This window comes from Pseudomonas sp. P9_31 (assembly GCF_034008235.1).
Lineage (GTDB): Bacteria > Pseudomonadota > Gammaproteobacteria > Pseudomonadales > Pseudomonadaceae > Aquipseudomonas.
Map to the genome: position 1 here is coordinate 5,528,470 of NZ_CP125375.1, position 24,222 is coordinate 5,552,691.

The 24,222-nt window shown below is 60.5% G+C and carries 22 protein-coding genes and 3 pseudogenes; 9 read left to right on the forward strand and 16 right to left on the reverse strand.

Going from position 1 to position 24,222, the window contains the following annotated elements:
- Window positions 1–75 precede the first annotated feature (75 nt).
- Window positions 76–969 (reverse strand): PA4780 family RIO1-like protein kinase, encoded by an 894-nt coding sequence (locus tag QMK51_RS25035; protein ID WP_258697703.1) that lies wholly within the window; start codon window positions 967–969, stop codon window positions 76–78.
- Between the two features lie 444 nt (window positions 970–1,413).
- Between QMK51_RS25035 and QMK51_RS29060 the strand changes: the two are divergent.
- Window positions 1,414–2,502, forward strand: a pseudogene (locus QMK51_RS29060) (cache domain-containing protein); the annotation flags it as partial.
- Window positions 2,503–2,631: 129 nt separating this feature from the next.
- On the forward strand, window positions 2,632–3,360 hold the full coding sequence (locus tag QMK51_RS29065; RefSeq protein ID WP_408980642.1) for a methyl-accepting chemotaxis protein: 729 nt from the start codon (window positions 2,632–2,634) through the stop codon (window positions 3,358–3,360).
- Window positions 3,361–3,462: 102 nt separating this feature from the next.
- Here the strand turns inward: QMK51_RS29065 and QMK51_RS25045 are convergent, their stop codons facing one another.
- A complete protein-coding gene (locus tag QMK51_RS25045) occupies window positions 3,463–4,254 on the reverse strand; it encodes an AraC family transcriptional regulator (RefSeq protein WP_258697705.1) in 792 nt (263 codons plus the stop codon).
- Between the two features lie 84 nt (window positions 4,255–4,338).
- Between QMK51_RS25045 and QMK51_RS25050 the strand changes: the two genes are divergently transcribed.
- A complete protein-coding gene (locus QMK51_RS25050; protein WP_320392349.1) occupies window positions 4,339–5,367 on the forward strand; it encodes a bile acid:sodium symporter family protein in 1,029 nt (342 codons plus the stop codon).
- Here the strand turns inward: QMK51_RS25050 and QMK51_RS25055 are convergent, their stop codons facing one another.
- The gene (locus QMK51_RS25055; protein WP_258697707.1) at window positions 5,368–6,645 is read right to left on the reverse strand and encodes an acetyl-CoA C-acetyltransferase; all 1,278 of its coding nucleotides are present in this window, start codon (window positions 6,643–6,645) and stop codon (window positions 5,368–5,370) included.
- A gap of 266 nt (window positions 6,646–6,911) precedes the next feature.
- Between QMK51_RS25055 and QMK51_RS25060 the strand changes: the two genes are divergently transcribed.
- Window positions 6,912–8,264: a 3-oxoacyl-ACP reductase gene (locus tag QMK51_RS25060; RefSeq protein ID WP_320392350.1), complete on the forward strand. Its 1,353-nt coding sequence runs from the start codon at window positions 6,912–6,914 to the stop codon at window positions 8,262–8,264.
- 2 nt (window positions 8,265–8,266) lie between these two features.
- Window positions 8,267–9,121, forward strand: a complete 855-nt coding sequence (locus tag QMK51_RS25065; protein ID WP_320392351.1) for a MaoC family dehydratase — start codon at window positions 8,267–8,269, stop codon at window positions 9,119–9,121.
- Window positions 9,122–9,174: 53 nt separating this feature from the next.
- Here the strand turns inward: QMK51_RS25065 and QMK51_RS25070 are convergent, their stop codons facing one another.
- The 4 genes and pseudogenes from QMK51_RS25070 to QMK51_RS25090 all read right to left on the reverse strand — a co-directional run.
- A complete protein-coding gene (locus QMK51_RS25070; protein WP_320392352.1) occupies window positions 9,175–9,585 on the reverse strand; it encodes a response regulator in 411 nt (136 codons plus the stop codon).
- A 397-nt stretch (window positions 9,586–9,982) separates the two neighbouring features.
- Window positions 9,983–10,360, reverse strand: coding sequence for a DUF6124 family protein (locus tag QMK51_RS25080; RefSeq protein WP_320392353.1), 378 nt, complete (start codon window positions 10,358–10,360; stop codon window positions 9,983–9,985).
- A 489-nt stretch (window positions 10,361–10,849) separates the two neighbouring features.
- Entirely contained in the window at window positions 10,850–11,638 is a 789-nt protein-coding gene (locus QMK51_RS25085; protein ID WP_320392354.1) for a response regulator transcription factor, read from the reverse strand.
- A gap of 121 nt (window positions 11,639–11,759) precedes the next feature.
- Window positions 11,760–12,056, reverse strand: a pseudogene (locus QMK51_RS25090) (prepilin peptidase); the annotation flags it as partial.
- An 85-nt stretch (window positions 12,057–12,141) separates the two neighbouring features.
- Here QMK51_RS25090 and QMK51_RS25095 point away from each other — a divergent pair.
- Both QMK51_RS25095 and QMK51_RS25100 read left to right on the forward strand, forming a co-directional pair.
- Window positions 12,142–12,435 (forward strand): annotated as a pseudogene (locus QMK51_RS25095) (TadE family protein); the annotation flags it as partial.
- A gap of 8 nt (window positions 12,436–12,443) precedes the next feature.
- Window positions 12,444–14,087 (forward strand): sensor histidine kinase, encoded by a 1,644-nt coding sequence (locus QMK51_RS25100; RefSeq protein WP_320392355.1) that lies wholly within the window; start codon window positions 12,444–12,446, stop codon window positions 14,085–14,087.
- Between the two features lie 66 nt (window positions 14,088–14,153).
- On the opposite strand, the gene QMK51_RS25105 is transcribed toward QMK51_RS25100, so the two are convergent.
- Genes QMK51_RS25105 through QMK51_RS25120 form a run of 4 tightly spaced genes read right to left on the reverse strand, consistent with a single transcriptional unit; the run spans window position 14,154 to window position 16,426 of the window.
- A complete protein-coding gene (locus QMK51_RS25105) occupies window positions 14,154–14,711 on the reverse strand; it encodes a DUF4136 domain-containing protein (protein WP_320392356.1) in 558 nt (185 codons plus the stop codon).
- 39 nt (window positions 14,712–14,750) lie between these two features.
- Window positions 14,751–15,362 (reverse strand): DUF4136 domain-containing protein, encoded by a 612-nt coding sequence (locus tag QMK51_RS25110; RefSeq protein WP_320392357.1) that lies wholly within the window; start codon window positions 15,360–15,362, stop codon window positions 14,751–14,753.
- 12 nt (window positions 15,363–15,374) lie between these two features.
- Window positions 15,375–16,124, reverse strand: coding sequence for a methyltransferase domain-containing protein (locus tag QMK51_RS25115; RefSeq protein ID WP_258619834.1), 750 nt, complete (start codon window positions 16,122–16,124; stop codon window positions 15,375–15,377).
- Entirely contained in the window at window positions 16,124–16,426 is a 303-nt protein-coding gene (locus QMK51_RS25120) for a MazG-like family protein (RefSeq protein WP_320392358.1), read from the reverse strand. Before QMK51_RS25120 ends, QMK51_RS25115 begins: the two co-directional genes overlap by 1 nt.
- 271 nt (window positions 16,427–16,697) lie before the next feature.
- On the opposite strand from QMK51_RS25120, the gene QMK51_RS25125 reads away from it, so the two are divergent.
- Together QMK51_RS25125 and QMK51_RS25130 are read left to right on the forward strand one after the other, a co-directional pair.
- Window positions 16,698–16,991 carry a hypothetical protein gene (locus tag QMK51_RS25125; protein ID WP_320392359.1) on the forward strand — a complete coding sequence of 98 codons (294 nt, stop codon included), beginning with the start codon at window positions 16,698–16,700 and terminating at the stop codon, window positions 16,989–16,991.
- A gap of 162 nt (window positions 16,992–17,153) precedes the next feature.
- Window positions 17,154–18,494 carry an MATE family efflux transporter gene (locus tag QMK51_RS25130; RefSeq protein ID WP_258697727.1) on the forward strand — a complete coding sequence of 447 codons (1,341 nt, stop codon included), beginning with the start codon at window positions 17,154–17,156 and terminating at the stop codon, window positions 18,492–18,494.
- A gap of 23 nt (window positions 18,495–18,517) precedes the next feature.
- Here the strand turns inward: QMK51_RS25130 and QMK51_RS25135 are convergent, their stop codons facing one another.
- The 5 genes from QMK51_RS25135 to QMK51_RS25155 all read right to left on the reverse strand — a co-directional run bounded on the left by QMK51_RS25135 (window position 18,518) and on the right by QMK51_RS25155 (window position 24,222).
- Complete coding sequence (locus tag QMK51_RS25135; RefSeq protein WP_258697728.1) at window positions 18,518–19,315, reverse strand: DUF4123 domain-containing protein; 798 nt, start codon at window positions 19,313–19,315, stop codon at window positions 18,518–18,520.
- Window positions 19,312–20,634: a contractile injection system protein, VgrG/Pvc8 family gene (locus QMK51_RS25140; RefSeq protein WP_320392360.1), complete on the reverse strand. Its 1,323-nt coding sequence runs from the start codon at window positions 20,632–20,634 to the stop codon at window positions 19,312–19,314. Before QMK51_RS25140 ends, QMK51_RS25135 begins: the two co-directional genes overlap by 4 nt.
- Before the next feature lie 233 nt (window positions 20,635–20,867).
- A complete protein-coding gene (speA, locus tag QMK51_RS25145) occupies window positions 20,868–22,781 on the reverse strand; it encodes an arginine decarboxylase (protein ID WP_320392361.1) in 1,914 nt (637 codons plus the stop codon).
- Between the two features lie 222 nt (window positions 22,782–23,003).
- A complete protein-coding gene (locus tag QMK51_RS25150; protein ID WP_320392362.1) occupies window positions 23,004–23,375 on the reverse strand; it encodes a translation initiation factor Sui1 in 372 nt (123 codons plus the stop codon).
- Window positions 23,376–23,652: 277 nt separating this feature from the next.
- Window positions 23,653–24,222 (reverse strand): NUDIX hydrolase, encoded by a 570-nt coding sequence (locus tag QMK51_RS25155; protein ID WP_320392363.1) that lies wholly within the window; start codon window positions 24,220–24,222, stop codon window positions 23,653–23,655.

Here is a 24,222-nt window from a genome sequence, read left to right on the forward strand (position 1 = left end):
ATCTTCGCCAAATTCTGGCTTTCGGTGACCGTTTGAACGAAAAACCCGGCCGAAGCCGGGTTTTGGGTCAACCGTTCACTGCATCCACGGTGGAGGCGGTTCTTCGGTCTTGCTCGGTGGCGCATCGTCCGCCGCCCGAACCGCTTGGCGACGCTCTTCATCGAGACGGGCCGCCTCGATCTCGCGCATGATCCCGCCCACGTCCGCCAGCTCTTCCGGCTCGTCGAACTCGCCAGTCAAGACACTGGCCGGGTGCAAGGTGCCGGCTTCGTACAACGCCCACATTTCCTTGGCGTACTTGGTGCGTTTCAACTCCGGCGCAAAGCGACCGAAGTAGGACGCCATGTTGCCCACGTCCCGCTCCAGCATGCTGAACGCGTGGTTGTTGCCCGCCGCGTCCACCGCTTGCGGCAAATCGATGATGACCGGACCGGTCGGCGTCAGCAGCACGTTGAACTCGGACAGGTCACCGTGCACCAGACCGGTACACAGCATCAGCACGATTTGCGAAATCAGAAACCCGTGATATTCGCGCGCCTGGTCCGGTTCCAGCACCACGTCGTTCAGACGCGGCGCGGCATCGCCGTACTCGTCGGCCACCAGCTCCATCAGCAGCACGCCTTCGAGGAAGTCATACGGCTTGGGCACCCGCACACCGGCACTGGCCAGACGGAACAGCGCCGCCACTTCGGCGTTCTGCCAGGCGTCTTCGGTTTCCTTGCGGCCAAACTTGGAGCCCTTGGCCATCGCGCGAGCCTGCCGGCTGTTGCGCACCTTACGGCCTTCCTGATACTCGGCCGCCTGACGGAAACTGCGTTTGTTCGCCTCCTTGTAGACCTTGGCACAACGCAGCTCGTTGCCGCAGCGCACCACATAAACAGCTGCTTCTTTACCACTCATGAGTGGGCGCAGCACCTCGTCGACCAGACCGTCCTCGATCAGGGGTTCAATGCGTTTGGGAGTCTTCATCAGCTTTTATTGTGGGTCCTTTATTACCAAACACGCGAAAGTCATTCGTTATACGGCAATCCTCTCATTCGGGGGAGGGGTTGCCGACCTATGAACATTCTGTTGATCATCGAGAAGCACACAATGTGCCGGATTAATCAGGCAATACTCATCGACCGCCCGGGATCATAACTGAGCCTGCGCTACTTGTTGACGAAGGGATACAAGGGCATTTGCGACAGAATCTAACCCCGATCCCCGGCCTTCGCAGGATTTTTCTCAACAGGCCTCAATTTCCCCGCGCTTCAGCCGAAGTTACTAGGGAGGAAAGGAATCGTCCGACAATCGTCCCGATTACCATCACGAGGGCGCACTCACGGAACCGGGTGAATCAAACGTTTCGGCTGCCAATAATCCGCGAGTCATCTGCACTGCGTGGACCTACAAGAAAAAACTGGAGCGCGGATGAACATCAAACAAAAGCTGACCTGGGCGTTTGCAATCATCGCCTGCTTGCCCGTGGTGCTGGTCGCCACCCTCGTTGTGCTGAACTTGCGCAGCGATGCCAAGGATGACTTTGTCGACGGCAGTGGTCGCGAGATTCGTCAGGTCAGCAATGCCATGCAACTGTTCTTCGACGGCATCAGCCAGAACGTCGATTACCTGGCCACCCAACCGCTGATCAAGAACTCCGACGACAGCCTCAAGACCTACATGAGCGCCAACGCCGAGAGCATTCCCCAAGGCGAGATGGACAAAAAAGTCTTCGCCCTCCTCCAGGACCTGGGCAACAGCCACCCGGCCTACGCCTATGCCATCCTCGGCACCGCGGCGGGCGGTTACGTATCCTGGCCGGACGATGCGAAGCTGAGCAATTACGATCCGCGCCAGCGCCCGTGGTACAAAGCGGCCCAGGCCAAACCGGGCAAGCCGCTTCGCACCGAGGCCTATTACTGGGCGCAGGATGACGCGACGTACGTCAGCACCGTGCGCACCATCGATAACAAACTGGGCACCAACGGCGGCGTCGTCAGCATCGACGTGACGCTCAAGCAGCTCACCGAAATCGTCAAACAGATCAAACTCGGCGAAACCGGCTACCTGATGCTGGTGGAAAACACCGGCGCGGTGCTGGTCGATCCGAAGCAACCGGAACACAACTTCAAAACTCTGAGCAGCCTCGGCGACGGCTACGCGCAACTCGCCAAGGCCGGTAAGGGGCTGGTAGAAGTCGAGCTCAATGGCGAGCGCTACATGGCCAACGTCTGGCCGTCGGAGCAACTGGGCTGGACCTTTATCGGCCTGATCAAGCAGACCGACGTGATGAGTTCGGCCACTCAACTGACCTGGCTGATCGCAATCATCGCAGCGGTATTGGCGGTGTTCTTCGCCATCGTCGGCGCCAGTTTCGCCAGCCTGATCGTGCGGCCGATTCGCAGCGTGGCCAGCGGTCTGGAAGGCATCGCCCAGGGTGAAGGCGACCTGACCAAAAACCTGCACATCCGTGGCAGTGACGAAACCGCACAACTGGCCAACTGGTTCAACCAGTTTCTGGCGGCGATTCGCAACCTGATCCAGAGCATCGGCGGCGCCGCGACCAAGATCCTCGCCACCTCCCAGAGCTCGACGCAAGTGTCCAGCGACATGGCCGAAGCCGCCGGGCGTCAGCGTGAAGCGGTGGACATGGTGTCCACGGCATTCCACGAAATGGTCGCCACCGCCAACGAAGTCGCGCGCTCTTGCAGCCAGGCTGCCGAGTCGGCCGACAGCGGTCAGCGCCAGGCGCGTGAAGGTCAGCAGCAGATCGATGCCGCGGTGAGCAGTGTCGATCGCTTGAGCCAGGAAATCGAACAGTCGGCGCAGTCGATGCAACAGCTTGAGCGCGATAGCAACGACATTCAGTCGATCCTCGGGACCATTCGTTCCATCGCCGAACAGACCAACCTGCTGGCACTGAACGCCGCCATCGAAGCGGCCCGGGCCGGTGAACAGGGTCGAGGTTTTGCGGTGGTGGCGGATGAAGTTCGCGCACTGGCCAAACGGACTGCCGATTCCACGGCGGAAATCGACGGCCTGCTGGGCAACCTGGCCAAGCGCACCAGCCAGGTGACGCAGCAGATGCATGCAAGCCTGGAGGTGTCTCAGCAATCGGTGACCCGCATCGGCGAGGCGCGCAACAGCTTCGGGCAGATTCGTGAGTCGGTGGATGTGATTCGCGACATGAACACTCAGATCGCCACGGCGGCAGAAGAACAGCACCAAGTAGCGGAAGACATCAATCGCCACATCAGCCAGATTCATGGCGATGCGCAGTTGGTGGCGGAACTGGCGAATTCGGCGCGGCTGGATTCTCAGAGCCTGGCGGGGTTGTCGAATGAGCTGGATGGGTTGGTTCGACGGTTCAGAACCTGATCCAATATCCCGGTGGCCGCTTCGCGGCCAATCGCGAGCAGGCTCGCTCCCACAAGGACAGCGCAAAACCCTGTGGGAGCGAGCCTGCTCGCGATGAGGCCTTCACTGCCTAAACAATTCGCCGGGGGTAAATCCGAACAGCCCCTTGAACGCCGCAATAAACGCCGACGTCGAGTCATATCCGCAAGACAGCGCGGCATTGGTCACGCTGTCTCCCTCCTCCAGCAAACTCAAGGACGACAGCAGCCGCATACGCTGCCGCCAACCGCGAAAGCTCAGCCCGGTCTCGCGCTGAAACAGCCGCATCAGGGTTTTCTCCGACGTGCCCAAACGCTCGGCCCATTCCTGCAAGGTCACCGTGCGCTCGGGGCTTTCGATCAGCTCGTTGCACAAGCTCAGCAAACGCTCATGCCGGGGCAGCGGCAGGGAAAACCCCACCTCCGGCAGACTCGCCAACTGATCCAGCAGCACACCCACCAATCGCGCCTCCTGGCTGTCGCCCTGTGGATATTCCACGGGAAGCAGGCAAAAGCGCTTGATCAACTCCCGCGCCAATGGCGTGACTTCCAGCACCCGGCAACGCCCGTCAGCCCATTGGCAGTCCTCGCGACGTACGTACAGGCTGCGCATTTCGGCACGCATCGAGGTCACGACCTGGTGCTCGAGATCCGCCGGAATCCAGATGCCCCACTGCGGCGGCGCAAAGAAACTGCCCTCGGCGGTGTGCACGCCGAGAACGCCGCTGATGGCGTAGGAGAACTGCACCCAATCGTGACGATGTGGCGGCGTCCACGAACCGGCGTTCAGACTTTCCGCCCGCGCATACAACGGGCGCGGCAACACCGTCAGCGCCGGGATGGTCCGCTCGAGGGAAAGTTGTCCGTTAGTCGGCATTGATTGACCTTATGTCGCAAGACGGCTAATGGGGCCGACGTTAGGCTAAGTCATCAATTCTTACAAATGTATTCGGTGCCGGTTATGCATGCCTTCAAACACCTCAAACGCGTGGTCACCGACTGGTTCTTGTGCGGCATGCTGATCGCCACGCTGCTGGCGTATGCCTTCCCGACCTTTGGCGCCACCGGTGGCGGAATGCGCGCCGAATGGGTAATCAACATCGGCGTGTTTCTGGTGTTCTTCCTGCACGGGGTCAACCTCTCCAGCGAGCAGATCCGCCACGGGCTGAAAAACTGGAAGCTGCACGTGATGGTTCAAACCTTCACCTTCGCGGTGTTTCCGTTGATCTGGCTGCTGAGCGACGAGCTGCTGGGCTCACACATTCCATCACTGCTGATGCTCGGTTTCCTCTACCTCTGCGCCCTGCCCTCGACCATTTCCTCGTCCGTGGCCCTGACCGGCAGCGCGGGCGGCAACGTACCAGCGGCGATTCTCAACGCGAGCCTGTCCAGCGTGCTGGGGATTTTTTTGACACCGTTGCTGGTGAGTTTCGTGGTCGGCAGCGGCGCGGGTGGTATTGACCTGGGTTCAACCCTGCTCGACCTGTGCGCGATGTTGCTGTTGCCGCTGGTGCTCGGGCAATTGCTGCGGCCGTTGCTGGGCAAGTTTTTCGCTCGGCACAAACGCTACACCAACATTGCCGACAAACTGGTGATCCTGCTGCTGGTGTACTCGGCGTTCTGCAACTCGATGGTGTCGGGGATGTGGCAGAAACAGGGCAACAGCGTGATTCTCACTGCGCTGATGGGCAGTGCGATGTTGCTGGCGATCATTCTGTGGATGACCACCCGCACCGCCCGCGCGCTGAGGTTCAGTCCCGCCGATGAGATTGCCGCGGTGTTCTGCGCCAGCAAGAAATCCCTGGCGGCCGGCGCGCCGATGGCGGCGCTGATCTTCGGCGCCAACCCCGGCCTTGGGTTGATCCTGCTGCCGATCATGATCTACCACCCGTTGCAGCTGATCGTCTGCTCGGTGATGGCCGAGGGTTACGCCAACCGCCACCGGGAACTGGTCGCGCAGCACAACGCGGCGGTGCCCAATCCTCAATAATCAGCGCTCGATAATCGCCGTCACGCCCTGACCGCCGGCAGCGCAGATCGAGATCAACCCTCGGCCCTTGCCCGCGGCGTCGAGCAGCTTCGCCAGGTTGGCGACGATGCGCGCACCGGTGGCGGCAAACGGATGCCCGGCGGCCAGTGAACTGCCCTTGACGTTCAAGCGGCTGCGGTCGATGGAGCCCAGCGGCGCGTCGAGGCCGAGGCGGGTTTTGCAGTACTCCGGATCTTCCCAGGCCTTCAACGTGCACAGCACCTGCGCGGCGAATGCTTCGTGGATTTCGTAGTAATCGAAGTCCTGCAAGGTCAGGCCATTGCGCGCCAGTAAACGCGGCACCGCATAGACCGGCGCCATCAGCAGCCCTTCGGCACCCTTGACGAAATCCACCGCCGCCGCTTCGCCGTCACGCCAATAGGCAAGAATCGGCAAACCGCGCTCTTTCGCCCATTCCTCACTGCCCAACAGCACCACCGACGCGCCATCGGTGAGTGGCGTGGAGTTGCCTGCGGTCAGGGTGCCCTTGGCACTTTTCTCGAAGGCCGGTTTGAGTGAGGCAAGTTTTTCCAGGGTCAGCTCCGGGCGCAGGTTGTTGTCCCGGGTCAGGCCGAGGAACGGCGTCATCAGATCGTTGTGCCAGCCTTCGGCGTAGGACGCGGCCAGTTTCTGATGGCTTTCGAGGGTCAGCCGATCCTGCTCGTCACGGGGGATGCTCCAGGTCTGGGCCATCATTTCACAGTGTTCACCCATCGACCGGTGGGTGCGCGGCTCGCCGATGCTTGGAAAGTCGGGCATCAAGTGTCGGGGACGCAGTTGCAGGAAGGTTTTCAGTTTGTCGGCGGTGCTTTTGGCGCGGTTGGCCTGCAAGAGGATCTTGCGCAGGCCTTCGTTGACGCCGATCGGCACGTCGGAAGCTGTGTCGACACCGCCGGCAATGCCACATTCGATCTGGCCCAACGCGATTTTGTTCGCCACCAACAACGTCGCCTCCAGCCCCGTGCCACAGGCTTGCTGGATGTCGTAGGCCGGCGTCGTCGGCGACAACCGCGAGCCCAGCACGCATTCTCGGGTCAGGCCGTAATCGCGCAAATACTTGAGCAACGCCCCGGCCGCCACTTCGCCCATGCGCACACCGTGCAGGTTATAGCGCTCGATCAGGCCTTCCAGCGCTGCGGTGAACATCGCCTGGTTACTGGCAGTGGCGTACGGCCCGTTGGACCGGGCGAAGGGGATACGGTTACCACCGATAATCGCGACGCGGCGCAGCTGAGTCATGAAAAAGCTCTCCTTCCTGATATTCAATTGTGAATACATATCCCTGTGGGAGCGGGCTTGCCCGCGAAGGGGCCGGCTCATTCAACATCTCTGCTGACTGACACACCGCTATCGCGGGCAAGCCCGCTGCCACAGGTTCTGCACTCCCCGAAAGTCCCGTTACAAACTAACCTGCAATGATCAAGCGTAGGCCTTATCTCGTGGCCCGAACGACTAATTGCCATTCGTGGTCCACACTTTCAACCCCGGCTACTGGAGCGTAATCCATGTCTGATCGCTATATCGACTTCGCCAATTCGTCCATCGGCCATCGCGTGGTCGGTGCCCTGGGTCTGCCGTCGCCGGTACGACTGGAACGCTGGCAAGCAGGCCGGCTGCGGCCTATCGAGGGGGCGCTGTTGATTGGCGGTGGCCCGTTGGCGGAAAAAGTCAGCACGCTCGCCAACCGCCTGACCGACACGATTTACAGCTACGGCACCGACCCTACCCTGGCCACCGCGTGGATTCCCGGCCACGGCCAGAAACTCAAAGCCGTGGTGTACGACGCCAGTGATCTGGTGCAGGTCGATCAGTTGAAACAGCTGCGCGAGTTCTTCCAGCCGCTGATGAAAAACCTCGATCACCATGCGCACCTGGTGATTCTTGGCCGGGCGCCAGAGACCTTGAGCGACCCGTTTGCCGCCAGCACCCAGCGAGCCCTGGAAGGTTTCAGCCGTTCGCTGGCCAAGGAACTGCGCAGCGGCGGCACCTTGCAGCTGATCTATGTCGGTGAAGGTGCCGAGGATCAACTGGAAGGCCCATTGCGGTTTTTCCTCTCACCCAAAAGCGCGTTCATTTCCGGGCAAGTCATACGCTTGAAGGCGTGTGAGGCGCAGGTGATGGACTGGACTCGCCCGTTGTCAGGGCGCAAGGCACTGGTGACGGGCGCGGCTCGCGGCATCGGCGCCTCGATCGCCGAAACCCTGGCCCGCGACGGTGCCGAGGTGATCCTGCTCGACGTGGCGCCGGCCAAAACCGATCTCGACGCCCTGGCCGCACGCCTCGGCGGGCGCGGCATCACTCTGGACATCTGTGCCGAAGACGCCGCCACGCAACTGATCGAACACTTGCCGGACGGCGTCGACATCGTGGTCCATAACGCGGGCATCACCCGAGATAAAACCCTGGCCAACATGACCCCGGAATTCTGGGACGCGGTGCTGGCGGTCAACCTCAACGCGCCGCAAGTATTGACCAAGGCTTTGCTCGACAGCGGCACCTTGCGCGACAACGGCCGAGTGATCCTGCTGGCGTCCATCAGCGGCATCGCCGGCAATCGCGGGCAAACCAACTACGCCGCGAGCAAGGCCGGGTTGATCGGCCTGGCCCAGGCCTGGGCGCCGCTGCTGAGTGAGCGCGGCATCAGCATCAATGCGGTGGCGCCCGGGTTTATCGAAACCCAAATGACCGCGCACCTGCCCTTCGGCGTACGCGAAGCCGGGCGGCGCTTGAGTTCGTTGGGCCAGGGCGGGCTGCCGCAAGACGTCGCCGAAGCCGTGGCCTGGCTCGCGCAACCGGGCACCGGAGCGTTTAGCGGGCAAGCGCTGCGCGTGTGCGGGCAAAGCGTTTTGGGAGCCTGACCATGACCACCGACTGGCACACACTCGATAGCGAACCGGGCCTGCAAAAGCTGTATGTGAAGGCGGCGACGCGACGCAAAATCACTGGCGCCACACTGCCCGACCTGGGTTATCACTGCTGGGTCAACGTCGATCCGAAACGCCTGGAGGCTTATCGCAAGGTCTGTGGTTTCGCCGACAACGGCCTGCTGCCACCGACGTATCCACACATCCTGGCGTTTGCCTTGCAGATGCAATTGCTCACGGCCAAGGCGTTTCCGTTCCCACTGCTGGGGCTGATTCACTTGAGCAATCGCATCCGCATCTTGCGCCCCATGGGCGGCGTGCACCGGGTGCGGGTCAGCGTGAAAGTGCAGAACCTGAAACCTCATGCCAAGGGGGCGACGTTCGACTTGGTAACGACGCTCGACGACCAGTTGGGAATGCTGTGGGAAGCTGAAAGCCAGATGCTCTGTCGCGGCGTCAAACTGGGAGGCGAGCCCGTCGAAGAGGCGTTTGCATCGACATTGTCACTGACCGAAGTGGCCCACTGGAAAGCACCCGCGGACATTGGCCGCCGATACGCCAAGGTGTCCGGAGACTACAACCCGATCCACCTGAGTGCGATCAGCGCAAAACTCTTCGGTTTTCCCAGCGCCATCGCCCATGGCCTGTGGAACAAGGCACGTACGCTGGCAGCACTGACCGATCATTTGCCGACGGCCAACGTCGAGATTGCGGTGCAGTTCAGAAAACCGGTGCGCCTTCCCAGTGAAGTGACACTGATGTCCAGCGCGGCAGGGTCCAGCGGGGATTTTCAGTTGATGGGCGCGGGGGGGATTGAGCATATGGTGGGGCAGTGGCGGCCAGTTGCTTGATTGTTCGGCAGTGTCATTGCCAGCGTCTGCGATCTTTTGATCTTGACCGTAGATCAGGAACTCACCAAATCCCGAGGCTGCGGAAACAAATTATTCAACGTCTCCAACAACCGCACGTGGTAAATCGGCTTGCGAAACAAATCCAGCACCTGCAACCGCAACATATCACTCACATCCTCCATATCCGCATGCCCCGACGTCACAATCACCGGCAAATGCTGACGCGCCGTATGCTCACGCAACCGCTTGATCAACGAAATGCCACTCTCCTCCGGCATCCGCAAATCAGTAATCACCAGTGCAATATCAGGATGACGAGTTAAATGTTGAAGGGCGAGCTTGACCGACGTTGCGGTAAAACAAGTAAAGCCCTCGCCCTCCAGCAACTCCGCCAGTTCCAGTAAGGCATCCTCCTCATCATCGACCAGAAGCAGCTGTTGGCGAGGGAGCGCTGGAGCGTTCATGGGGTAACACCTGCAATGGACTAAGCCTTGACGTTAGAAGCCCTTTGCGGGATTGGCAAATGACTGCCCATTGACAGCAGTCAAATCACAGCGCGACTTGAAGCGTTGTGAACATCGATGTTGTTTCTCTTCCCGGCATTGCTGATCGTACTGGCCGGCCCCAGCTTCACCGCTCTGGGCCGGGCCTTTGCGCATTGAAAGGCCAACGGCGATCCCGTAGGAGCGAGCGGTGCGGCGATCCGACTTGCCCGCGAAGGCGACCTGACAGCCAACCAATCCCACGCAGATGTACACGGTTCAACTGTGGGAGCGGGCTTGCCCGCGAAGGCTGAGTGTCAGCCAACATCAATGTTGAACGTTAATCCGCCATCGCGGGCAAGCCCGGCTCCCACAGGGATTAGCTGTGTGGCGCAGGTTTTGGTACACCCACGTTATCCAGCATCCGGTTCGCCGCCAGTTCTGCCAGCATGACGATCTGTTGAATCGCCATCGCCGTGTGCCGGTGCGGCCCTTCCAGATACCCCGCAAAATCACTCGCCATCACACTGGCCTGGGCCAATGATTCACAGGTGTGGGCCAACAGATCTTCGTCTTTGATATCCGGCGCAATCCTATACATCGTGCTCGGCTTGCGGGCCACGGAGGATTTGAGGGCGGATGGATTGAGGTAGTGGTCGAGCGCGCGGTTAGCGGCGTCGTGGAATTCTTTTGAATCAGCAGATTCGTAAGGGGAAACGTCGTCGGTTTCTGGGGGATTCGGGGTTGCTTTGAACATGACTACACCTCTGGGATGAAATGGAGCCACTTCCAAATTGCCGCGACGCAATTTGGGGTGGCAGCTGTACGCGGGTTCGCGGACCGACCCCAGAGGCATATCTCGGCATACCCGAAGGTATCCCGCGCACAGTCGCCATGACACGAAACGACAGACACCAAAAAGTGTTGTTGTTCGGTGGAGCGATTATGCCTCAAGAATCGAGCCGCGACGCCCGGTCGCTGAATTGTCAGCGACGGACAAAGGCTAGAGACGCAGCTTCCGACGGGCAACCTGAAAAACATGTGGGAAGGTTCTGATGTTTTTACCGAGCCATAAACATCGTTGCCTGTAAGGCCGCCATCGCGGGCAAGCCCGCTCCCACAGTGGGTTGCGTATGCCTGAGAGGGATTGGTCGGCTGTCTGGCCGCCCAGATCAAAAGATCGCAGCCTTCGGCAGCTCCTACAGGAGAAACCATATTCCGTGTAGGAGCGGCGTACTCCAGAAACTCAGTGCGCGGTAAGCCGCCGCCCACCAGCATTACCGGGCGACAACGCCAACGCCACTTGCGTGCGGTTATGCATATGCGTCAACCGCAACACCTGCGACACATAAAGCTTCACCGTGTTTTCGGTAATCCCCAACTCACAGGCAATCTGATAATTGGTCTGTCCCTTGCCCACCAACCGCGCCACCTCCAGCTGCCGCGGCGACAGCTGATTGAAAACCGCCGGCATCTCCACCCGCTCGACCTCACTGAATGCACCGTCAGCCGAATCAGACAAAGACGCCGAGGACGGTCCCCGGCGCACCTTGTCCAGATCCTGATACAACTCGTCGATCGACTCACAAAGGTATTGCAGCTTCTGACTCAAATGCCCCAACTGCAGGTTTTTCTGCCGCTCCTGCAAAACCACTTCCTGGCGCTGCAAACTTTCGAGCAACTCATCCAGATCAATCGGCTTTTGATAGTAATCGGCGAACCCGGCGCGCAAGGCCTTGATCACATCCTGCTTGTCTGCGTGGCCGGTGAGCATGATCGCTTCGAACGCCCGGTGTTTACCGGATATTTGTTGCAGCGCCTGAACGAGCTGAATGCCATCCATGTCAGGCATCTGCAAATCACAGAGCACCAGGCCAATATCCTCGTACTCAGTGAAACGCTCGATCGCCTGCTTGCCAGACTGACAAGCAATACAGCGATAACCATTGCGCTCGATGAACTCGCAAAGCTCTTCGACAATCAATGGTTCGTCATCGACAACAAGGACTTTTATTGCCGAGGTAACTTTGTTCACGTGTCACTCCATGCCAAGTCTGGCTTGACCGTTCCTGTACGACGACCACGGGCTGTACAACAACTGTTTTGAAAGTAGACGCACTTTCCAACTATGTACATAGAACAGGTGCCCCCCGCGACTAATGCATCCAGGCCAGTGTGAGCAACATGCCCACCAGTACGAACGGCGCAAAGGGCTGCTTTTTTGACGTTCCAGGCCCCAGGTAACGAAGACGGTCCCTAAACCTCTGACCCATATACAGCCAGAGTCTTGGCGCCAGCAGCAGCCAGAACGCGCAGGCCAATCCGGCGCCGATGAAACCGCCTAGCAGGTGCATACCGTCCGTCGCGAGGCCCAGTGTCGCCATCAGTTTCACGTCACCTGCCCCCAGATGTCTCAATGCATAACCGGGCAAGGTGAAGGCCAATGCAGCCAAAGCTCTGCACCGGTTAAAAAACGTCCGTTTTAGTTGAATGATTCTATGCTGATACTACGTTGTGATGGTCAGGGTAGACGCACTCATGAAAACAGGCCTCCCCCACAAACAAAAAGGTGCCGTGGCGATTGAGTTCGCCTTGGTGTTCATCATTTTCTTCGCTGTGTTTTATGGGCTGGTCAGTTACAGCCTGCCGCTGTTGCTGATGCAATCGTTCAATCAATCGACGGCCGAAGCGGAGCGCCGCAGTGTGGCGCTGGACCCGGGCACCGCCAATTACGACACCGCCGTGCGAACCGTTGCCACCACCGAACTGAGTCGGCAACTGGCCTGGACTCCCGCCGCGCTGAACTTCAATGTGGCCAGCGCCCGATCGAGCCTGCAGTTTTGAGGACCGGAGACAAGCTCTTCGGGCGCCTGCTCAATCGCCCATCGCCACAGCCCCCGATCGCTCCGGACGCCCCGAGCGTACACAGTGTCGGTGTGCAGATGCATCTGGATGGCGAAGGTCGAGTGATTCACCTGACCGGCTCGTTACGGCATCTGCTGGCGCAACAAACTCCCGCCGCGCAGGCGCCCCGTCTGCTCGATTACCTCATGCCCCACAGTGTTCTGTCGGTCGAAGGCACGCCTGCAGAGTGGCAGGGACAGAGCCTGGACCTAGATTTTTTCAGCCTCGGCGAACAACCCCTGCATCTGCGTGGCTGGGTGCAGCCGTTGGGTGACAACTGGTTGCTGCAGTTGATCGACATCGGCGACCTGCTGCTCAAGCGCCGACAAGCGCGCAGCCGCGAGCAATGCCAGTTGCTCGCCGTGCAAGTCAGCGAACAGTTGCGCCTGTGCAGCCTGACGCGCCTGCCCGAGGTGCTGGCGGACCAACTGCAAGGCCTGGCCCTGCGCTTTCAGATCCCGTGCATGGCCATTGCCTTGCTCGACGAACAGGCCGAGGGTTGGCTGATTCACCAAAATTACACGGCCTTCGATGCGCCCCGATTGTGGGACATCAATCAACGCCTGGGCACCGGTCTCGACAGTTTGAATGGATCAGCGCCCCAGCCGTTGACCCCCAGCGAATACCCGCGCCTGCAAAGCATCTTCGGCAATGCCGAAGGGTTCGCGGTGCCCTATCACAATGCCCAAGGCGTGGTGGCCTGGTTGCTCTGTGGTTTTTACCCGGTGCAACAGCGTGCCCCCGATCTGAGCGAACGTGACTGGCTGCAACTCACCGCCGCCCTGGCCGGGCCACTGCTTGAGCGCTTGCGCGAGCATCAGCACCATTTGCAATTGGAGCGGCTGGAATCTCTGCAAGCCTTGCTCGGCGAAATGGCCACCGGGCTGGCCCATGAAATCAATCAGCCGTTGAACGCGATGCGCATGGCCATCGTCAATGTGCTCAAGCGCCTGAGCAATGGTGATGCGCAAATCGATTACCTGACAGACAAACTCAACTGCATCGACGCGCAAGTCCAGCGCGCGGCGCAGGCGGTGGATCACATGCGTGTATTTGGTCAGCGCTCGGAGGTCGAGCAGCATCCGTTCAACCCGGCTCAAGCCATCGAGGGCACGCTGTCGCTGCTGTCCGAAGGCATGCGCGGTAAAGGCGTCGAGCTGCGAGTCAGCGAGACCGGATTTGAAGTGCAGGTGCGCGGTTACGTCGATCAGCTGGAACAGGTGCTGATCAACCTGATGGTCAATGCGCGGGACGCGCTGCTGAGCAAACGCGAGGCCGACCAGGCGTTCAAACCGTGGATTTCGGTGTACGCCGAGCGTGATGAACACTCGGTGCGATTGTGGGTCGAGGACAACGGCGGCGGCATCGATCCACGGCTGCTGGAGCGGATTTTCGAGCCGTTCTTCACCACCAAACCGGTGGGCATCGGCACCGGGCTCGGGTTGTCGGTGAGTTACGGCATCGTCGAGAACATGGGCGGTAAGCTAAGCGTCGGAAACTCGTCCGAGGGCGCGCGGTTTTGTATCGAACTGCCGATTGTCACGGGCGATCAGATCACCCACGTCGGGCGCCCCGAATGACGCGTTTTCGTTCTTCGCGGGCAAGCCACGCTCCCACAGGGAACTGTGGTGTCAGAGGGTTAAGGTCTAGTGCGGTGGATAATTCGCCAGTATCCGCCCGACCGTCTCGCGGATTGTATTGCTGCGATCCTGCGGGTTCGGTGTGCGGCTGAGCGTCTGCTCGTCGCTGCCGCGCCATACCAGTTTGCCGTCCTTGCCATCGAGCAGGTCGATCTGGATGGTCGCCACCTTATAGCTGACGTTGCGGGTTTCGTTGTACATCGGCCCGCCCCAGTACCCGTTCCATGGGCTACCCCAACCACCGCCATAGTTAGTGGTCACTTGTTGCTGGCGATCTTCGACAATCAGGTAGGTCTGCACCTTCAGGTCCGAGGTGGCACCCGCGGCGGCCGGGCGCAAACCGCGCTGATCCAGCTGATCGGCAACGGACAGGCGAATGCGCTGTTCGGTCAGGTCACTCATGATCCGCGGGTCTTCGGGACGGTATTGCACGGCGGGCTCTTTCCAGCTCCAGCTACGATAGGCAGCAAAGTCGCGGCTGGAATCGAAGTCATGATTGACCTGGTTGGCGGCGCAGGCAGTGAGCAGTGCGGCCATGGTCAGTAAAGCGAGACGGCGGAACATGATTTTTCTCCGATAGAAGACATGCACCTGAACAGGAGGCTAACTGGGAGGATACGCCGACATGGCCTTTTCCACAGCTTCACGAATGGCATCGGCACGCTCGCCCTGGTTGCCCTGACTGCTGGTTTCAGCGCTGGCACTCCACACCGGTTGACCGGTACTCGCGTCGAACAGATCGACCCGCACCACCACGACTTGCACCTGATAAGTACGGATGACCGGCACCGTGTTGTACATGCCGTAACCACTGCCGTAGCGGTTGTAGCCGCCATAACCGCCACCGTAATCAGAGCCGTCCTGCACCTGACGCAAACGGGTTTCCAAGCGCAAATCGGCGCTGACCCACAGGTCCGCCGGGCGGTTGTCGTGCAGCGGGCGCAAGCCGCGTTGATCGAGGGCATTGCTGACCGCTTCGGCCACTTGCTCCGAGTCGGCCCAGGCCGTGCCCGGTGGCAGGTGCCCGTTGAGCCAGGCCCAGCTGCGATAGCGCCCGTAATCCCGAGGCGCCGCCGGGTAGGCGCTGCGGTCGAAGGTGCTGGCGGCCTGCGGGGGGGCTGGTGGCAGAGGATTGGACGTCGCGACATAAGGGTTGCTGCCCTGACAGGCCGCCAACCCGAGACAGATCACCAGTAACCCTGAACGATTTTTCATTTCGCGCTCCGGTCAGATCGGCCGACAGATCCAGTGCAGGTAGCGCCCAAGCCCGGCGAAGCTTGGGTGACGGCGGTGCGCCAGTTCCATTTCGAGCAAGTCCGGCAGTTCGACGCGGGCCTGGAACTCCACCGGCATGTAGTCGTAAAAAACCCGCACCCCACTCTGGGTTTCGACCTGCCACATGCTCTCAAGTTGCGCCGCCAGTTCCCGTGGATCAAGCGGTTGCTGCGGGGTCAGACTTTGCTTCTCGCCGGCCATGTCGTTCTTGCGCATCTTGCGGAAATGGCCCTTGAGCAAGTTACGGTAGATCAACGCATCGCGGTTGTAGAACGCCAGGGACAACCAGCCGTCCGGCTTCGTCAACTGATGCAGCACCGGCAGAATCGCATGGGGTTCGGCCAGCCATTCCAGCACGGCGTGGCACAGCACCAGGTCGTAGGGTTCGGTGAGCTGACCGAGCAGGTCCTGCCACGGCGCCTGAATGAACGTCGCCGTCTGCCCGGCTTCGGCGAAGCGCTGACGGGCACCTTCAAGCATCGGTTCGGCGGGTTCGGCGAGGGTTACCTGATGACCGCGCTGGGCCAGCCACAGCGACATGTGGCCGAGGCCGGCGCCGATGTCCAGTACGCGCAACGGGCGGTCCGGCAGGGTTTCGGCCAGGTCGGCCTGCAACACGGCAAGACGGATCGCACCTTTGGCGCCACCGTAGATTTTTTCAGCGAAACGGGTCGCCAACTGATCGAAATGACGGTCGCTCATCAGCTGAACCGCCGTTCGCTGTCCGCGAGTTTGTTGCGCACCACTTCATTCATGTCCAACCCCAACTCGCTGCACAGCAGCAGTAGATACAGCACGATGTCGCCGATTTCCTGCCCGGCATGGGCGAGTTTGTCCGCCGGCAACAGGCGCGACTGGTCTTCGCTCAGCCACTGGAAGATTTCCACCAGTTCGGACATTTCCACGCTCGCGGCCATGGTCAGGTTTTTCGGGCTGTGAAATTGCCGCCAGTCATTGCGGTCGCGGATAGCGTGCAGGCGTTCGGTCAGTTCAACAAGGTTCATCGGGCTCTCCTGAAGGCGTATAGCTTCAGGGGGATGGCGGGTGAAGGCAAGTGGCAGTGGTTAAGCGGCGGAGGCGATTTTTTGTGGGAGCGAGCCTGCTCGCGAATGCGCGTTGATATTCAACGTAGATGTTGACTGACAGACCATCGCGAGCAGGCTCGCTCCTACAGGAATAGTGCAACCCTCTATGCTTGTGGGGAACCCGGGAGCACGATCAATAGCCCAAGGCTCGGATCCGGCAACCACGCCACCACTCCATCAGGACGTACACATGCAGGTAGAAAGCTTTTTCGAATGGCTCGGCCAGGCAATCGGTTCGGTCATCCGCTTTATCATCGATACCCTCAGTGGTCTGTTCAACCTGTTGAGCAACGCCGGCAGCAATTTTGTCGAAGGGCTGGCCCAGGCACTGGGCATGGAAACTTCGATCATCAGCATCATCACCTTGATCATCGGGCTGATGCTGCTGTGGTCGGCGATCCGCGCCTTCATGAACGCGTCGATCATCATGGGGATTATCTGGTTGCTGCTGGGGTTGTGGTTACTGAGCTGGATCATTCACTAACCCCACCATCCCCTGTGGGAGCGAGCCTGCTCGCGATGACGCCAGCACATTCAACATCCAAGTTGACTGTCAGTCCGCTATCGCGAGCAGGTTCGCTCCCACAATGGATCGGTGTAGATTGCGAATGTGTCGCTACAATGCAGGCGCCTCCAAGGAGCTTGCATGTCCAACCTGATTGCCGACTGGCGCGACCGTCCAACCCATCGTCGCGTCTGGGCGCTCGCCGCCCCCATGATTCTCTCGAACATTTCCGTACCGCTGGTGGCGCTGGTCGACAGTACCGTCATCGGCCACCTGCCCCATGCTCATCAGCTCGGTGCCGTTGCGGTGGGCGCCAGCCTGTATACCTTTCTCGCCTGGGCCATGGGTTTTCTGCGCATGGGCTCCACCGGGTTCGCCGCCCAGGCTGCCGGGCGCGGGGATGGCGCCGCGTTGCGGCAGATATTGCTGCAAGGTTTGTTGTTGGCCATGGGCCTGGCCATACTGTTGGGGGCGTTGGGCGTGCCGTTGAGCGGGGTCGCGTTGCACTTCATGCAACCGTCGGCGGAGCTGGATCAACTGACCCGCGAGTTCTTCCACACACGGCTGTTCGGCCTGCCGGCGGCACTGGCCAGTTATGCGTTGGTCGGCTGGTTCCTCGGCACCCAGAACGCCCGGGCACCGCTGGCCATTCTGTTGAGCACCAACCTGGTCAACATCGCGCTGAACCTGTGGTTCGTGCTCGGCCTGGAGTGGGGCGTGGTCGGCGCGGCGCGGGCCTCGGTGATTGCCGAGTGGACCGGCGCGCTGATCGGCCTGTTCATGACCCGCAAAGCCCTGCGCGCCTATCCCGGCCATATCGCCTGGGCCGCGCTGGCGTTGTGGCAGAGCTGGCGCCCATTACTGGCGGTCAACCGCGACATCTTCATCCGCAGCCTGGCGTTGCAGTCGGTGTTTTTCCTGATCACCGTGCAGGGTACGCGGCTGGGCGACGCCACGGTCGCCGCCAACGCATTGCTGCTCAACGGCCTGCTGCTGACCGCCCACGCACTGGACGGTCTGGCCCACGCCGTGGAAGCCCTGTGCGGACACGCCATCGGCGCTCGCGACCGAGAGGCCCTGCGCCGCTCACTGGTGGTAGCGTGCGGCTGGTCGTTGCTGGCGAGTGTGGGGTTTGCCTTGCTGTTTCTGTTCGCCGGGCACCTGTTCATCCAGATGCAGACCGACATCCAGAGCGTGCGCGACACCGCCTTCATCTACCTGCCTTACCTCGCCGCACTGCCGCTGATTGCCGTCTGGAGTTACCTGCTCGACGGCCTGTTCATCGGCGCCACCCGTGCCCGGGAAATGCGCAACGGCATGCTGTTGACGGTGCTCCTGCTGCTGCCCTTCGCCTGGGCGCTGCAAGGTCTGGGCAACCATGGCCTGTGGATAACCTTCCTGCTGTTCATGTTGCTGCGCAGCCTGACCCTTGGCGCGTTCGCCTGGTACTTGCGCAAGAACGACAGCTGGTTCAAAGGCTGACGAGGGGCAGACCTTCAACACATTCAGGGTTGATCGTTCTGCCACAGGTTGCGCAGGCTATCGAGACGTTCCTGCTGAGTGATTCCCGGCAACGGTAGCTGGGGCATAGCATCGGGGTGCTGCAAGCGCAGCCATAACCAGCCATCGAGCACCGGGCGTTCGCTGAAACCCAGCGCCAGCCCTTCCTGCAGATGGGCCCACAAGCTGTTGTAGTCAGTCCCGGTGGATCGGCTCCAGCGCCAGGCATGTTGCTCCAGCAGGCAGGTTTGCAAGGAGTCTCGCTGACGCAGGCTGAGGTTTTCTTCGATGGCCAGCGGCCTGACGGCAAGCCGCGGATTGAGCAACTGCTGCCAGCCCGGACAGCCAATGGCTCGATCGGCCCAGGTGCCGCCGAACCAGCGCAACTGGTCGATCGGACCGAGCCAGCGACTCAGCTCCAGCGCGTCGCAGGCATCAAAAAAGTAACTTGCCGCTTGAGGGTTGTAGTAGCTCAGCAAGGCCCGGTGATGCAGACCGAAGGTGACTGTGAGCATGCGTCGCAAATGCTCCAGCAACTGCGATGGCGGTGCTTCACTGACCAGCAGCAACCCACTCCAGATGTGCGGCTCACTTGAGTACAGCTCGGCGAGTGCCGGGCATTCGCGAAGGTCGACCAACGCCGGCCCGCGCTCACGCAACGGGTGAAACTCGGTGCTTTCGAACAGCCAGAACCATCGGGCATGAGCGAACTGTTGCCGCAGCATCACACCGGCCCCAGGCACGCCCGGTATATCGAGCAACAGCCATTGCGGGGTCGAGTCGGGCGCCTGAGCGGCGATCATGCCGCACCGCTCTGGCCGAGCTGCGTCGCTGCCCGGCACGTGCAAAAGGATTGCGCGCAATGACTGAAACTGCCCCCGCCCGGCAGCAGGCACAGAAGCACCAAAGGTTCGCTCGATTGCAGTAAACCCAATAAACCATCGACCGCGCGGCTGGCTTCAGTCGTCGAGGCGGATAGCAGGTCGGGTAGGGCTGGCTCTGCGCTGGACGGTGGTCGGGGAAGAAATCCGCTGATCAAGGGTTGATCCGGATCGCCTTCGATAAAACTCACCAGCACCTGCGTGCCTTCACTCAACGGCATGGCTCCTGCGCTTTCCAGCTCGGGAGCCAACGGCAACCAGCAGTGGCTGGGGGCTGCGCCTTCGCCCTGATAAAGCCAGTCAAACTGCACGGCAACCGGTCTGGATGGATCGGGGCGAGGCTCACTGACGTTGACTACCCACGCCCGCTGCAAGCTGTGCATTCTGGGTTTCACACCCGCATAAGCCGCCACGAAAGGCACTTCCTGTGCAATGGCGCGCAACTGATTGCTATAAGACCCCCCCGGTTCCTGCCCTCCCTGATGCCCGACATGGGTCAACAGCCAGAGACGATTCAAGTCCGCGCAAGGATGGCCGGACAACGGCATCAGCTGACCGCTGCGCAGCGTCGCCAGGTTCGTCTGGCCTTCGGCAATCTGCCCGCAGCCGTGAAGCTTGAACGGGTGCACCCCCGGCCGTTCGCTCTCACCCTCGAAGACGCTCTCTTCGCCACGGTGAAACGGCCCCAGGCCATCACCGAAAACCAGGCAGTGCCCGTGCACGCGGTGCTCGAAATAGTAATGAAGCCGTTCCTGGGCGCACAGACGCTGGAGAAATTGCAGGTCCGATTCCCGGTACTGCGTGCAGAAATCACGGGGTGGGTAATCGCCGCTCAACTCGAAGCGACGATCCTTGCCGGCAATGCCGTGCTCCTTGAGCACCTGAGCGAGAATCTGCGGCACCGAGCGATTGCTGAAGATTCGCTGATTGAAGCGCTGGGCCAGACACGCCAGCCTGGGTCCCAGATGCACACGGCAAAGCCTGGGTTCGTCGCCATGGCCGGGTTGAGCGAGGCCAAGCAACTGCCCGTGAATACCCTCCCCCGGCGGCCCGAAGTGCAAAAAGGCCGAACGGTACAGCAGGCTAGCAAGGTCCAGCGTCGGGTCATCGTTCAGCAGATCCACGTCGAACACAAAAGGCTCGCTGATGGCTTCACTACCGGTAAAGGCCAAGACCTCAAAGGAGTCGGGCAGACCCGCTATATCCAGACGAAATGACGGCTCGTTGACTGGATCGAACATCGGCGATTCTCTACAGGAGGGGCGGCTGGGGATTCTCGCTGAGAGACATGGCCGAGTAGAGTGCCGAAGTACAACTTAGGAAATGACCTACGTGAAAAGAAGACCACATCGCTTGGATTGCTAGGAATGTGGGTCATTTCGCGTGAAAAAAGAGAAGCCCCGCACCAGGTCATCTGAAATTTCCGCAACGTACGGAGAATTTTCAGACAACCCGATGGGTGCAGCGCCTTACCTCAAGAAGACAGGTAAGACGAACGGGTCAGGCCCAGACGCAAGGCATCGAGGAACTGGGTGCGCTCGGAGGCGCTGATGCGGGCACTGGCGCACTTGTCGCGGTAGTGGGTCATCAGCTCTTCCGGCGACAAGTGCACGTAACGCAGCATGTCTTCGATGGTGTCGTGGGTTTCGATACCGGCGTGGTACACACTGCCGTCGGCGTTCTGGTAGATGTTCACCGAGTCGGTGTCACCGAACAGGTTGTGCATGTCGCCGAGAATTTCCTGGTAGGCACCCACCAGGAAAATCCCCAGCAGATAGTCTTCACCGTCATTCAGACCGTGCACCGGCAGGCTGGTCTCGATGCTCTGCTCGTCGACGTACTGCTTGATCTTGCCGTCGGAGTCGCAGGTCAGGTCTTGCAGCACCGCACGGCGCAGCGGCTCTTCGTCGAGACGGTGCAACGGCAGGATCGGCAGAACCTGGCCGATGGCCCAGGTGTCCGGCAGGCTCTGGAACACCGAGAAGTTGCAGATGTACTTGTCGGCCAGCTTGTCGTTGAGTTCGTCGAGCACCTGACGGTGGGAACGCTGACGGGCCTTCAACGAGTTGTGCAGGCGGCGGCAAACGGCGAAGTAGCATTGCTCGGCCAGGGCTTTTTGCGCCAGGGTCAGCTTGCCATCGGCGTATTGAGTGGCCACGTCGCTCATGTAGTGCGTGGCGCGCCAGTAGGTCTCGGTGACCATTTCAATGTCGGTCGGGCCGAGCAGGTCAACCAGCCACTGCACGGTTTCCGGCAGTTCTTCCTTGTTATCGATCTTCGGCACGTCGTCGTTGTGTTTCTCGACGTCGGTCACCTGCACCACCAGCATGGCGTGGTGGGCGGTCAGGGAGCGGCCGCTTTCAGAGAAGATGTTCGGGTGCGGCAGGCTCTGCGCGTCGCAGAATTCCTTGAGCATCCCGACCACGACACCGGCGTAATCGTCCATGTCGTAGTTGATCGAACTGGCGTTACGCGAGTGAGTACCGTCGTAGTCGACACCCAGGCCGCCACCGACGTCGATGTGATCGACCGGCAGGCCAAGGTTGCGCAGTTCGCCGTAATAGCGGATCGCTTCCTTGAAACCGTGCTGGTAGTCCGCCAGGTTGGCGATCTGCGAACCCATGTGAAAGTGCAGCAGGCGAATGCCCTGATCCAGGCCGGCAGCGCGGAAACGCTCGACCACCGACAACAGTTGCGCCGCCGACAGGCCGAACTTGGATTTCTCGCCACCGGTGTCTGCCCACTTGCTCGAGGCCAGGGAAGACAGACGCACGCGCAGGCCGACCTGCGGCTTGACCTTGAGCGCCGCCGCTTCTTCGATCACCAGACCGACTTCGGATTCTTTCTCGATGACGATGAACACGTTGTGACCGAGCTTCTGGCCCATCAACGCCAGACGGATGAACTCGCGGTCCTTGTAACCGTTGCAGACGATGGTGCCGCCCTTCGGCGCCAGCGCCAGTACCGCCAGCAGCTCAGGCTTGGAGCCGGCTTCCAGACCGATCGATACGTTCTGGGTGGCGATGATGTTTTCGATCACCGCTTCCTGCTGGTTGACCTTGATCGGGTACAGCGCGGTGTACTTGCTCTGGTATTCCAGACGCTCGATGTTGGCGTCGAACGCACCGGTCAGCTGACGCACGCGGTCTTGCAGAATGTCGGGGAAGCGCACCAGCAACGGCAAGGACAAACCGCTTTTGCGCAGTTGGTCGACTTGCTCGAACAGGTCGATAGGCGAACTGGTCGGGCCGTTCGGACGAACTTCGACGCGACCGGCGTCATTGATCGCGAAATACCCGGCCCCCCAATGGCGAATCCCATAAACACTGCGGCTGTCCGCAACTGTCCATTGGCTGCCATCGTCTTTGCGTGTGCGTCTTACGGACATCGAAGTCCCCTATAAAGAAGTCATAGAGCGTCGCCTTGAGTTCAGGCCGGCGCAGTCTAAAGAATGAAAATGACGGTTCGTCAACGAGGGGGTAGACCTCGTTGACCGCAGTGAGTTTAGAAACCGGTCATGAACAGGCTCTGTGAAAACCATGGAGACGACGCCAGGCCAAAATGAAAAATCAGGACTGGATCAAGCCGCGGGTGGTTTTCACAGAGGCTGCTAGCCGCCGGACTTCTTCGCCTTGAAACCGTGTTTGATCAGCTCGCCCAAGAGTAGCTCGACATGATCGCCCTGGATTTCGATGATCCCGTCTTTCAACGCCCCACCGGTCCCGCAACGTTTCTTCAACGTGGTGGCCAGTTCCTTGAGTGCGTCTTCGGCCAACGGCACGCCGGTGATGGTAGTCACCGTCTTGCCGCCACGGCCCTTGCTTTCGCGACGCACGCGAGCGATGCCGTCGCCGGCCGGGATGACGGTTTGTTTGCAGATGCAGGCATCCACCGGTTGACGGCAATCGGGGCAATGACGACCTGCGTCGGTGGAAAATACCAGGCCACCAAGGGCGGCGAAGGATGCGGCTTTTTTGGCCACCGGCAATCCTCTTGGGAGGACAAAGACTGGTCGCGGCAACTGAGTGCCATCGACCGCGAAGCCCCACTCAGGCAGGGGCAGCGCTACTGAAACGGAAAACCCGGTGTAGGAGCCGACGAGTGCAACGAGGCTGCGATCTTTTGATTTTGACTCAAAAGCTGAAGTCAAAAGATCGCAGCCGCGGCAGCTCCTACAACAAGCATTACCGGTTCAGCTTGAAAAGGTCGCGCAGTGTAACGGCAAAAAGCCGACTTGCTAAGAGCCAATCGGCGCCAATTTACAGCTCTTTTGCGACGTTCTCCCCTTGGGCACGAAGATAGCGCTTCAAGGCCGCCAGAGAGTCCGGGCAATAAGGCTTCTGCGTGATTTCCAGCAGAACCTGATCGATCGGGATGAAGCGCGCTTCAAGCACTTCTTCCGGCTGCAGGATCAACGGGCCATCCCACACCGCCGAAAACGCCGAACACCAGAGCCGGTTGCCGGTGTCCTCGAAGAAAAAGTGATCATGGGCGGTCAGTTCCACACCGCTCACACCCAGCTCTTCTTCCAGCTCACGGGCCGCCGATTCGGCGTAGGTCTCGGTAGCCAGCACCATGCCGCCGGCCGCCACGTCCCAATAACCGGGATATATCGCTTTGCTCAGGGTACGCCGGTGCACGCACAGCTCACCGGCAGAATTGAACAGCATGATGTAGGTGCCGCGCCCGATCAGCCCTCGTTCACGCAGGTCGGAGCGGACCAGTGCGCCGAGCAGGTTGTCCTGCTCGTCGACCCAGGCGATCTGCTCGGCATCCGAGGCCGCACGGTGGGCGGCCTCCCGCATGCTATCGACGGAGTTATCGACCAT

Excerpts from the sequence above, each read along its gene's own strand:
- QMK51_RS25140 (WP_320392360.1), bottom strand. The coding sequence starts at position 20,634 with ATGTTCGATCCAGTCAACGAGCCGTCATTTCGTCTGGATATAGCGGGT.
- speA (WP_320392361.1), bottom strand. The coding sequence starts at position 22,781 with ATGTCCGTAAGACGCACACGCAAAGACGATGGCAGCCAATGGACAGTT.
- QMK51_RS25110 (WP_320392357.1), bottom strand. The coding sequence starts at position 15,362 with ATGAAAAATCGTTCAGGGTTACTGGTGATCTGTCTCGGGTTGGCGGCC.
- QMK51_RS25070 (WP_320392352.1), bottom strand. The coding sequence starts at position 9,585 with ATGAACGCTCCAGCGCTCCCTCGCCAACAGCTGCTTCTGGTCGATGAT.
- QMK51_RS25155 (WP_320392363.1), bottom strand. The coding sequence starts at position 24,222 with ATGGTCGATAACTCCGTCGATAGCATGCGGGAGGCCGCCCACCGTGCG.
- QMK51_RS25055 (WP_258697707.1), bottom strand. The coding sequence starts at position 6,645 with ATGACTCAGCTGCGCCGCGTCGCGATTATCGGTGGTAACCGTATCCCC.
- QMK51_RS25035 (WP_258697703.1), bottom strand. The coding sequence starts at position 969 with ATGAAGACTCCCAAACGCATTGAACCCCTGATCGAGGACGGTCTGGTC.
- QMK51_RS25045 (WP_258697705.1), bottom strand. The coding sequence starts at position 4,254 with ATGCCGACTAACGGACAACTTTCCCTCGAGCGGACCATCCCGGCGCTG.
- QMK51_RS25065 (WP_320392351.1), top strand. The coding sequence starts at position 8,267 with ATGACCACCGACTGGCACACACTCGATAGCGAACCGGGCCTGCAAAAG.
- QMK51_RS25080 (WP_320392353.1), bottom strand. The coding sequence starts at position 10,360 with ATGTTCAAAGCAACCCCGAATCCCCCAGAAACCGACGACGTTTCCCCT.
- QMK51_RS25130 (WP_258697727.1), top strand. The coding sequence starts at position 17,154 with ATGTCCAACCTGATTGCCGACTGGCGCGACCGTCCAACCCATCGTCGC.
- QMK51_RS25050 (WP_320392349.1), top strand. The coding sequence starts at position 4,339 with ATGCATGCCTTCAAACACCTCAAACGCGTGGTCACCGACTGGTTCTTG.
- QMK51_RS25060 (WP_320392350.1), top strand. The coding sequence starts at position 6,912 with ATGTCTGATCGCTATATCGACTTCGCCAATTCGTCCATCGGCCATCGC.
- QMK51_RS25105 (WP_320392356.1), bottom strand. The coding sequence starts at position 14,711 with ATGTTCCGCCGTCTCGCTTTACTGACCATGGCCGCACTGCTCACTGCC.
- QMK51_RS25125 (WP_320392359.1), top strand. The coding sequence starts at position 16,698 with ATGCAGGTAGAAAGCTTTTTCGAATGGCTCGGCCAGGCAATCGGTTCG.
- QMK51_RS25135 (WP_258697728.1), bottom strand. The coding sequence starts at position 19,315 with ATGATCGCCGCTCAGGCGCCCGACTCGACCCCGCAATGGCTGTTGCTC.
- QMK51_RS25120 (WP_320392358.1), bottom strand. The coding sequence starts at position 16,426 with ATGAACCTTGTTGAACTGACCGAACGCCTGCACGCTATCCGCGACCGC.
- QMK51_RS25115 (WP_258619834.1), bottom strand. The coding sequence starts at position 16,124 with ATGAGCGACCGTCATTTCGATCAGTTGGCGACCCGTTTCGCTGAAAAA.
- QMK51_RS29065 (WP_408980642.1), top strand. The coding sequence starts at position 2,632 with ATGGTGTCCACGGCATTCCACGAAATGGTCGCCACCGCCAACGAAGTC.